The 9,304-nt window shown below is 65.6% G+C and carries 10 protein-coding genes and 1 pseudogene; 10 read left to right on the top strand and 1 reads right to left on the bottom strand.

Annotation, left to right across the window (positions count from 1 at the left end; genetic code table 11):
- The 10 genes and pseudogenes from VIG90_RS11705 to tatC all read left to right on the top strand — a co-directional run.
- Positions 1-494 (top strand): SPOR domain-containing protein (locus tag VIG90_RS11705; protein ID WP_331593698.1); only part of this gene is annotated, 494 nt, incomplete at its 5' end.
- Positions 495-537: 43 nt separating this feature from the next.
- Positions 538-1,692, top strand: a complete 1,155-nt coding sequence (locus VIG90_RS11700; protein WP_331593697.1) for a deoxyguanosinetriphosphate triphosphohydrolase — start codon at positions 538-540, stop codon at positions 1,690-1,692.
- A gap of 41 nt (positions 1,693-1,733) precedes the next feature.
- Positions 1,734-3,482 (top strand): arginine--tRNA ligase, encoded by a 1,749-nt coding sequence (gene argS, locus VIG90_RS11695; protein ID WP_331593696.1) that lies wholly within the window; start codon positions 1,734-1,736, stop codon positions 3,480-3,482.
- Positions 3,482-4,372, top strand: a complete 891-nt coding sequence (locus tag VIG90_RS11690) for an SPOR domain-containing protein (protein WP_331593695.1) — start codon at positions 3,482-3,484, stop codon at positions 4,370-4,372. The genes argS and VIG90_RS11690 overlap by 1 nt, the downstream gene beginning before the upstream one ends.
- A gap of 22 nt (positions 4,373-4,394) precedes the next feature.
- Positions 4,395-5,411 (top strand): beta-N-acetylhexosaminidase, encoded by a 1,017-nt coding sequence (nagZ, locus tag VIG90_RS11685; protein WP_331593694.1) that lies wholly within the window; start codon positions 4,395-4,397, stop codon positions 5,409-5,411.
- A gap of 28 nt (positions 5,412-5,439) precedes the next feature.
- The gene (locus tag VIG90_RS11680; protein WP_331593693.1) at positions 5,440-6,237 is read left to right on the top strand and encodes a ScpA family protein; all 798 of its coding nucleotides are present in this window, start codon (positions 5,440-5,442) and stop codon (positions 6,235-6,237) included.
- Positions 6,238-6,320: 83 nt separating this feature from the next.
- Positions 6,321-6,833, top strand: a pseudogene (gene scpB / locus VIG90_RS11675) (SMC-Scp complex subunit ScpB); the annotation flags it as partial.
- Positions 6,834-7,195: 362 nt separating this feature from the next.
- A complete protein-coding gene (locus VIG90_RS11670) occupies positions 7,196-7,435 on the top strand; it encodes a twin-arginine translocase TatA/TatE family subunit (protein WP_331593692.1) in 240 nt (79 codons plus the stop codon).
- A gap of 26 nt (positions 7,436-7,461) precedes the next feature.
- Complete coding sequence (gene tatB, locus VIG90_RS11665; RefSeq protein ID WP_331593691.1) at positions 7,462-7,935, top strand: Sec-independent protein translocase protein TatB; 474 nt, start codon at positions 7,462-7,464, stop codon at positions 7,933-7,935.
- The gene (gene tatC / locus VIG90_RS11660) at positions 7,935-8,726 is read left to right on the top strand and encodes a twin-arginine translocase subunit TatC (RefSeq protein WP_331593699.1); all 792 of its coding nucleotides are present in this window, start codon (positions 7,935-7,937) and stop codon (positions 8,724-8,726) included. The genes tatB and tatC overlap by 1 nt, the downstream gene beginning before the upstream one ends.
- Positions 8,727-8,848: 122 nt before the next feature.
- On the opposite strand, the gene VIG90_RS11655 is transcribed toward tatC, so the two are convergent.
- The gene (locus VIG90_RS11655) at positions 8,849-9,238 is read right to left on the bottom strand and encodes a globin (protein ID WP_331593690.1); all 390 of its coding nucleotides are present in this window, start codon (positions 9,236-9,238) and stop codon (positions 8,849-8,851) included.
- Positions 9,239-9,304: the final 66 nt, after the last annotated feature.

The raw sequence follows: 9,304 nt of genomic DNA, 5'->3' as shown, positions 1-9,304 counted from the left end.
GCAAGGCCTACGCCGCCCACTTCCGGCGGATCAACGAGAGTCTGCCGGCTGCGGCCCCGGCGGCAAAGCCCGCCGCGCCTGCTGCAAAGGTGGAGGCGGCCAAGCCGGAGGCCTTGAGGCCTGAGGCCCCGAAGCCTGAGGCCGCTGCCGCGCCGGTTGCCGAACTTGCGGCGGCGGAAGCGGCAAAAGCGTCACGAGCATCACAAATGGTCTCCAGCGGCGCAGGCTACTGGCTGCAACTGGCCAGTCTGGTCAGCCGGGACAAGGCGCAGGCGGCCTGGGCGGATGCGACGGGCAGGGCGGGCGCGCTTCTGGGGCAGCGGCAGGCGTTCGTGCAGGTGCATGCGCAGGTCGGCGTGACCTACCACCGGCTGCTGACCGGACCGTTCGAGACGTTGGCGCAGGCGCGTGACTTTGCCGCCAGACTTGGCGCACAGGGGATTAAACCCGTGATAAAGCGAGACGTTGGGGCTATAGAGCCGCTGAAGCCCTGAGGCTGATCCGGCTCGGGCCACATTTCTTGTGAAGGAGGGGCGCTTGTTGCAGCCAGCACCCTACGCCGCAGACCCGACGAAGACGCGCGGACGGCTTCATCTTCAGCCGGAAAGCCCCGGACGCAGCGCCTTCCAGCGCGACCGGGACCGGATCATCCATTCCTCCGCCTTTCGCCGGATGAAGCACAAGACGCAGGTGTTCGTCTCGGTGGACGGCGATCACTATCGCACCCGGCTGACGCACAGTCTGGAAGTGGCGCAGATCGCCCGCTCGATCGCGCGGCGGCTGGGGCTGGACGAAGACCTGACTGAGGCGCTGGCACTGGCGCACGACCTCGGCCACACCGCCTTCGGCCATGCGGGCGAGGAGGCGCTGTCTGCAAAGATGGCGCCGTGGGGCGGGTTCGATCACAATGCCAACACCATCCGCATCGTGACCTACCTCGAGCACCGCTATGTGCCGTTCGATGGCCTGAACCTGACGTGGGAGACGCTGGAAGGGCTGGCCAAGCACAACGGGCCGGTCAGCAGCCCGCCGTGGGCGCTGGCGGAGTACGTGGCGCAGCACGATCTGGAACTGCACACCTTCGCCAGCCTCGAGGCGCAGGTGGCCGCGCTGTCCGACGACATCGCCTACAACACCCACGACGTGGACGACGGCCTGCGCGCCGGGCTGTTCACCATCGATGACCTGATGGTGGTGCCGCTGGTGGCCGAGACGTGGGAGCGTCTGCGCCGCCAGTACCCGCAGGCTCCAAAGGAGCGGCTGCGGCCGGAGCTGATCCGCAACATGGTGGGGCATTTGGTGCTTGATCTTCTGGGCGAGACCGGGCGGCGGCTGGAGCGGCTGCAGCCCCTGTCCGCCGATGACATCCGGCGGGCGGGACAGCCCGTGGCCGCGTTCAGCAGCGCCGTGCAGCCGCTGGAGCGGGAGCTGAAACACTTCTTGCGCACGCGCATGTACCACCACTACAAGGTCCAGCACAGTACCGACCTGGCGAAGGGGGTCATTGGCGACCTGTTCGACCTGTATCTGGACGATCCGCTGCGGATGCCGCCAGAGTGGTCGAGCCGGGCCGCCGCTGCCGCCATGCCCGACCGGGTTCGGACGGTGGCGGACTTTATCGCTGGTATGACGGACAATTTCGCGCTGAAGGAACTGGCTCGTCTGACGGGCCGTCAGCCAATCGAAATTTAGGCGATCGCGGATTGCCGATCGGAATTATAGAACGGGTTGTGATGAACGTCTTTCATGTGTTTGAAGAGCGGGTGAAATCGGCTCTGGCCGCGCTGGGCGAGGCCGGTGTCCTGCCGCAAGGGCTGGATTTCAAGGCGGTGACGGTTGAGCCGCCGCGCGACCCCTCTCACGGTGATCTGGCGACCAACGCCGCGCTGGTGCTCTCCAAGCCCGCGGGCAAGCCGCCGCGCGTCATCGCCGAGGCGTTGGCCGAGCAGCTGCGCGCCGATGCGGACGTGGAAAAGGTGGACGTGGCAGGCCCGGGCTTCATTAACTTGAAGCTGAAGCCGGCCTACTGGACCGCGCAGGTGGCACAGATCTGGAAGGCGGGCGAGGCCTATGGCCGCTCGTCCGTCGGCCAGAACCAGCCCATCAACGTGGAATATGTTTCGGCCAACCCGACCGGCCCGATGCACGTGGGCCACTGCCGCGGCGCGGTGGTGGGCGATGCGCTGGCCAACCTGCTGCAGTGGGCAGGCTATAACGTCACCAAGGAATACTACATCAACGATGCGGGCGGTCAGGTGGACACGCTGGCCCGCTCCGCGCACCTGCGGTACCAGCAGGCTGCGGGCCGCGACATCGGCGAGATCCCGGAAGGCTTCTATCCGGGCGATTACCTGGTGCCGGTGGGCCAGATGCTGTTCGAGAAATACGGCGAGCAGTATCTCGACGCCCCGGAGGCCGAGTGGCTCCAGCTGTTCAAGAAGGAAGCGACCGACCAGATGATGGCGATGATCCGCGAGGATCTGGCCCTGCTCGGCATTCACCACGACGTATTCTACTCCGAGCGCGCGCTGCACGAGGACGGCTCCATCGCCAAGACGCTGGCCGACATGGAGCAGGCGGGCCTGGTGTACGAGGGCGTGCTGGAAAAGCCGAAGGGTGAAGCCGCCGACGACTGGGAGCCGCGCCCGCAGACGCTGTTCCGCGCCAGCGACTTCGGCGATGACTCCGACCGCGCGCTGAAGAAGTCCAACGGGGCGTGGACCTATTTCGCCGCCGACATTGCGTACCACAAGACCAAGGTGGACCGGGGCTTCACCCAGCTCATCGACATCTGGGGCGCGGACCACGGCGGCTACGTGAAGCGCATGCAGGCGGCGGTCAAGGCCGTCTCGGAAGGCCGCGTGCCGCTGGACGTGAAGCTGTGCCAGATGGTGCGCCTGTTCAAGAACGGCGAGCCATACAAGATGTCCAAGCGGGCCGGCAGCTTCGTGACGCTGGCCGACGTGGTGCGGGAAGTGGGCAAGGACGTGGTGCGCTTCATGATGCTCACCCGCCGCTCCGACGCGCAGCTGGACTTCGACTTCGCCAAGGTGGTGGAGCAGAGCCGCGAGAACCCGGTGTTCTACGTGCAGTACGCTCACGCCCGCATCCGCTCGGTCATGCGCAAGGCAGTGGACGCTGGACTTTCCGTCGAGGGTCTGGATGCCATTCCGGCCGAGCAGCTGGAACGCCTGTCCGCCCCGGAAGAGGCGGCGCTCATCCAGCTGGCGTGCCAGTGGCCGCGTCAGGTGGAAGCGGCGGCGCAGGCGCACGAGCCGCACCGCGTTGCCTTCTATCTCTATGATCTGGCAGCAGCCTTCCATGGCCTGTGGAACCGGGGCAATGACGACCCGAGCCTGCGGTTCATCGTGGAGGATGCGGAACTGAGCCGTGCCCGCCTTGCCCTCATTGGGGCTGTAGCACAGGTTATCCGCAATGGTCTGGCAATCATGGGCGTCGAGCCCGTGGAGGAGATGCACTGATGGCCCGCGCCCGCGGTTCCAGCGATAACGACAGCCCGCCCTGGCTTGAACCCGCCGGTCTTTCCGACGACGGGGAGTCCGCGCCCCTGTCTCGCAAGTGGATCGTGGGCGGTGCCGCCGTGTTCGTTGTCGCCCTGGTGGGGACGGTGATCGCCGTCTCCTCCGGCGAGGAGCAGGACCCCTACGGCAACGCCATCGTTGCCGGTGCCAACGGCGAGCCGCCGCTGATCGTGGCGCCGAAGGAGCCGTTCCGCGTAGAGCCCAAGGATCCGGGCGGCATGCGGGCCGACGGCGAGGGGCTGATGATTGGCGAAGTGGCCAGCGGCAAGGAACTGAACTCCGAAGTAACGCTGGCGACGGGACCGGAGCAGCCGGTGGAGCGGCCCGCGCCGCCGCCACCGCCGCCGCCCTCGGCTCCGATCGATGAGCAGCCGGTGGAATTGCTGCCGCCGGAAGCGCAGGCTCCGGCTGTTGCGCAGGCTGCGCCGCAGACCGCCGCCACCGCCGATGCGGAAGTTGCAAAGGCTGCCGAGGCCGCGCGCGCCGAAGCTGCCCGTGCTGCGGCTGCAAAGGCCGAGGCGGCAAAGGCGGCCGAGGCGAAGAAGCTGGCGGAAGCCAAGGCCAAGGCGGAAGCGCCGAAGAAGCAGGTTTACTTCCTGCAACTGGGTGCGTTCTCCTCGGTCGATCGGGCGCAGGCGGGCTGGCAGGAATTCTCGGCCAAGTACGAGAAGGAGTTGGAGAAGCTCGGCCCCGACATTCAGCCGGTCAAGACCGGCACCAAGACCATGTACCGCCTCCGGGCCGGGCCGATCAGCCTCAAGGCGCGGGCGGACAGCCTGTGCGGTAAGCTGAAGGCGACGGGTCAGGCCTGTCTGGTGGCGGATCAATAGGCACGTTTAAGGGACACCCCCTGTGATTCCAGTTTTCTTCGGCCTTGAGGGCCCCGTGCTCACCGATGCGGAGCGCGACCTGTTCCGCGCGACCGATCCGGCCGGGTATATCCTGTTCCTGCGCAACTGCGTGGACCCGGAGCAGGTGAAGGCGCTGACGGACGACCTGAAGGCGCTGTCTGGCCGGGGCGAGGCGCTGCCGATCCTGATCGATCAGGAAGGCGGGCGGGTGGCCCGCCTGAAGCCGCCGCACTGGCCTGCGTTTCCGCCAGCCAAGGCGTTTGCCGACCTGTGGGACGTCTCGCCGGTGTCTGCCATGGATGCGGCGCGGATGAATGCCCGCGCCATTGCGGCGGTGGTCCGCAGCGTGGGCGTGACGGTGGATTGCCTGCCGGTGCTGGACGTGCCGGTGGAAGGCGCGCACGACGTGATCGGCGACCGCGCCTATGGCTTCGAGCCCACTCAGGTTGCCTCGCTGGGCAAGGCGACGCTGGACGGCCTGCGCGAGGGCGGTGTGGTTGGCGTAATCAAGCACATCCCCGGCCATGGCCGCGCGCGTAGCGACAGCCATCTGGAGTTGCCGGTGGTGGATGATGCGCTGGATGCCCTGCAGCAGGACTTCGCACCGTTTGCAAAGCTGGCGGATGCGCCGATGGCGATGACGGCGCACGTGGTTTACACCGCCATCGATGCCGAGCGGTGCGCGACGCTCTCTCCCAAGGTGATCGGCGAGGTCATTCGCGGGCAGATCGGCTTTACCGGCCTGCTGATGTCCGACGACATCAACATGAAGGCGCTCTCCGGCAGCTATGCCGAGAAGTCGCTGGGCTGCCTTGATGCCGGGTGCGACGTGGTGCTGCACTGCTCGGGCATTCTCTCCGAGATGCAGGAGGTGGCGGCCTGCCTGCCCGAGATCACGCCGGAGGCAAAGGCGCGGCTGGACGCGGCCATGGCGTGGAGTGCGAGCAACGCGGCGACGGATGAAGCGCTGATTGCCGATCTTTCGGCCAAGCGTGACGCATTACTAGCACTTGCCTGAATCGTCTTCGCCCATTAGCCCTTGAGACATGATCGAGACCGAGACCAGAGACGGGCTGCCAGAGGCCGGGACTGAACCCCCGGTGGAGGAGAACGGCGAGGAGACGCTGTTCATCCGGCTGGAGGCCTATGAGGGTCCGCTCGACCTGCTGCTGCAAATGGCGCGCTTCCAGAAGGTGGATCTGGCCAAGATCTCCATTCTGGCGCTGGTGGAGCAGTATCTCGCCTTCATCAACGAGGCGCGGCGGCTGCGGCTGGAGCTGGCGGCCGATTACCTCGTGATGGCGGCGTGGCTGGCGTACCTGAAGAGCCGCCTGCTGCTGCCGCCCGAGAAGGACGAGGAAGAGCCATCCGCCGAGGAACTGGCTGCCCGCCTGCAACTGCAGCTGCAACGGCTGGAAGCTATCCGCGACGTGGCGGCGCGCCTGATGGGCCGGGACCGGCTGGGGCGCGACGTGTTCCCGCGCGGCAATCCGGAAGGGCTGGCGATCGTGAAGCGGGCGGCATTCGACTGCACGCTTTATGAACTGCTGAAGTCCTACGCCGAAATTCGCTCCAAGGGCATCAAGCAGACCTACCAGCCCAAGCGCCGCCCGGTGTGGCCGCTGGAGGCCGCCATGAGCCGCCTGGAGCGCATGATCGGCCATGCGATGCAGTGGACCGACATTGCCGCCTTCCTGCCCGATGGCGGCGACCTTGAATTCCGCCGCTCGGCGCTGGCCAGCACGTTTCTGGCGACGCTGGAAATGGCGCGGCTGGGCAAGGCCGAGGTGCAGCAGCTGGAGCCGTTCGGCCCGCTTTATGTGAAGAAACGGGACAGCGCATGACGCAAGACCCTGAAACGCAGCGCCCTGATGCGCCGCACCCGGAAACGCCTCGCTCCGGCGACCTGGGGCCGGATCACTTGCGGATGGTGGAAGCCATTCTGTTTGCCGCAACCGAGCCCCTGAGGGAATCGGACATCGCCGCCCGCATGCCGGACGATGCAGACGTGGCAGGCTTGATCCGGGCGCTGGTGGAACAATACGAAGGGCGGGGCGTCAATCTGGTGAAGCGCGGAGGCGCGTGGCTGTTCCAGACCGCGCCGGACCTTGCGTTCCTGATGCGCAAGGAAGTGGACGAATCCAAGCGTCTCTCCCGCGCCGCCGTCGAGACGCTGGCGATCGTTGCCTATCACCAGCCGGTCAGCCGCGCTGACATTGAAGACATTCGCGGCGTATCGCTGTCGAAGGGGACGCTGGATCTGCTGATGGAAGCCGGCTGGGTGAAGCCGGTGGGTCGCCGCGAGGTACCGGGCCGCCCGGTGGTCTATGGCACGACGGCGGAGTTCCTTGCCCACTTCGGCCTTGAGTCGATCAAGGACCTGCCGGGCGTGGAAGAGCTGAAAGCCGCAGGGCTTCTGGAGCCTATCGACGTGCAGCTGGCACAGGCGATGACCCAGCCGGCCCAGCCTCAAGCCTCGCAGCCTTCTGGGCCAGAAGCGGACGATGAGACTGAAGAGGTCCCGGCGGAGGATGTGGGCGCGGACGATGTTGAGGACAGCAATGAAACTGTCACGACCGACGCGTATGCCGCCGATGCCGCGCCGGAAGGAGACAGGGGCGAAAGCGAAGCCGGAGAGCATGGGGAAGAGCCAGATGAGTCCTCCGGCAAGCCCGAACCTGCGGGATATGGGACGTGACGCCGCGTGCGCGGTTGCACAGTGGCAAGTTGACAGTTAACGCCTTACATACGCGCTAAGGCTAATGGCTCCGGTAAGATGCGGAGCCGAAAGAGGAGTTCGTTATGGGCTTGGGAAGCATCTGGCACTGGTTGGTGCTGATCCTGGTCGTCGTCCTGCTGTTTGGACGGGGCCGGATTTCCGATGTCATGGGCGATATCGCCAAGGGCATCAAAAGCTTCAAGAAGGGCCTTTCCGATGAGGAGCCCGCCCCGCAGCAGCAGGCACCCGCCCAGCCGCAGCGTATTCACGGCGCGGACCAGATGGGAACGCCCGGAACCACCAAGGAAGAAGCCAAAGGCTGATAGTCCTGAACTGATCGGCCCTTGCCATGTTTGACATTGCCTCTTCCGAACTGCTGGTTGTGGCCATCGTGGCGCTGCTGGTGGTGGGTCCGAAGGATCTGCCCAAGCTGATGCGCACGGTTGGCCAGTGGGTGCGCCGCGCCCGCATGATGACGGGCCAGATTCGCGCCGGTTTCGACCAAATGATGCAGGAAGCCGAGTTTCAGGAGGAGCGGGAGCGCATCATGAAGATGCATCCCAATCCGGCACCGGAGCCCGCGGCGACGACGCCTGCACCAGCGGCCCCAGCGCCGCAGTACAACGAGGCGGTTCAGACGTTCACGGCATCCGGCCCGGGGGTGGGTCCGACCCAGCCGGTGGCCCCAAAGGGCGAAGCCGGAGAGGTGTCAGCCGATGTTGGCACTGATGCCGGAGTTGACGTTGGTGCTGACGTTGCCGGGGCAGCCGTACAGGGGCAGGCCGGTGCAGATCGTATTGTCGCTTCGGAGCCGCGCCCGTGATCAGGGATATTGACGACACCAAGGCTCCGTTGCTCGACCATCTGATCGAACTGCGCCGCCGGCTGCTCTACTCGGTGCTGGCACTGTTTCTGGCCTGTGCCATCAGCTTCTATTTCGCCGATTACATCTTCAGCTTTCTGACCAAGCCGCTGGCCGTGGCCTTTGGTGGGCGGGAAGGGGCCAAGCTGATCTACACCAAGCTCTACGAAGCCTTCTTCGTGCAGCTGAAGGTGGCGCTGTTCGCCGGGTTCTTCGTGTCCTTCCCGGTGCTGGCCAATCAGGTGTGGATGTTCATTGCGCCGGGCCTGTACCGGAACGAGAAGAAGGCCCTGCTGCCGTTCCTGATTGCAACGCCTGTGCTGTTCGTGCTGGGCGCGGCGCTTGCCTATTACTTCGTGATGCCGACGGCGTTCCGGTTCTTCCTCAGCTTCGAGGATCACAACCAGCTGGGGGGCATTTCACAAGAAGCCCTGCCGGCCATGGGCGACTACCTGTCGCTCGTGATGCACATGGTCTTCGCCTTCGGTTTCTCGTTCCTCCTGCCGGTGCTGCTGGTGCTGCTGGCGCGGGTGGGAATCCTCTCGCTGGAAACGCTGGTGAAGGGCCGCCGCTACGCGATCGTGATTGCCTTTGCGGTTGCAGCCGTGGTGACGCCGCCCGACGTGATCTCCCAGCTGATGCTGGCGATCCCGCTGTGGATCCTCTACGAAATCTCCATCATCTGCATCCGCCTGATGAACCGGGCGGAAAGCCGCCAGTCTGCCTCCACGGACGTTGTGCAGCAGGATTAGGCTCGTATCTCGCTCGGGAGCTGTCTAGAGCCGGGATCTGATTGCATCAGATCGCGGCTCTAAGCTCTTTGTTGGTCGCACTTTCTTAAGCGCAGGGTGTGCCACCCTGTTCGAAAGCTGCTCTAGCTGCGCGACATGGCGCTGGCCATGCGTGCCAGCGACAGGCAGATCCTGAGCGCCATTCCCTGATTGACGCCGCTTTCTCCCATGGCGCGGGCCATGGCCTCGATCCACTGTTGGGTGCTCTCGGGCGTCATGCGCACCCCGGCGTGCGCAGACATGATGCACATGCCGGGCCGACGAGTGAACCAGTCCCGCGGGCCGCCCATCCATGCGGTGAGGAAGCCTTCCAATGATTCCCGGGTCTCGGTGAGGTCTTCCGAATGGAGAGCCCGCAGTTCGGTATAGCGCGGATCGGTGGCGATGAGGTCGTAGAACGCCGTTGTCACCTTGCGGACTGTTTCCTGCCCGCCGATGGTCTCATAGAGGCTGACGTGCCGCGCTTCTGCCATTCTGGTGAACCTTCATCCGCTTTCATGTCTTCCGACCGGGCAGCCGGGGCACGGCGGGTGCCCCTT

Origin of the sequence: Pedomonas sp. (genome assembly GCF_036515995.1) — a bacterium.
Classification (GTDB): domain Bacteria; phylum Pseudomonadota; class Alphaproteobacteria; order Sphingomonadales; family Sphingomonadaceae; genus Pedomonas.
This window is presented reverse-complemented; position numbering and strand designations above follow the sequence as displayed.

Coding starts and splice junctions, on each gene's coding strand:
- argS (WP_331593696.1), top strand. CDS start 1,734: ATGAACGTCTTTCATGTGTTTGAAGAGCGGGTGAAATCGGCTCTGGCC.
- VIG90_RS11690 (WP_331593695.1), top strand. CDS start 3,482: ATGGCCCGCGCCCGCGGTTCCAGCGATAACGACAGCCCGCCCTGGCTT.
- VIG90_RS11680 (WP_331593693.1), top strand. CDS start 5,440: ATGATCGAGACCGAGACCAGAGACGGGCTGCCAGAGGCCGGGACTGAA.
- VIG90_RS11670 (WP_331593692.1), top strand. CDS start 7,196: ATGGGCTTGGGAAGCATCTGGCACTGGTTGGTGCTGATCCTGGTCGTC.
- tatB (WP_331593691.1), top strand. CDS start 7,462: ATGTTTGACATTGCCTCTTCCGAACTGCTGGTTGTGGCCATCGTGGCG.
- VIG90_RS11655 (WP_331593690.1), bottom strand. CDS start 9,238: ATGGCAGAAGCGCGGCACGTCAGCCTCTATGAGACCATCGGCGGGCAG.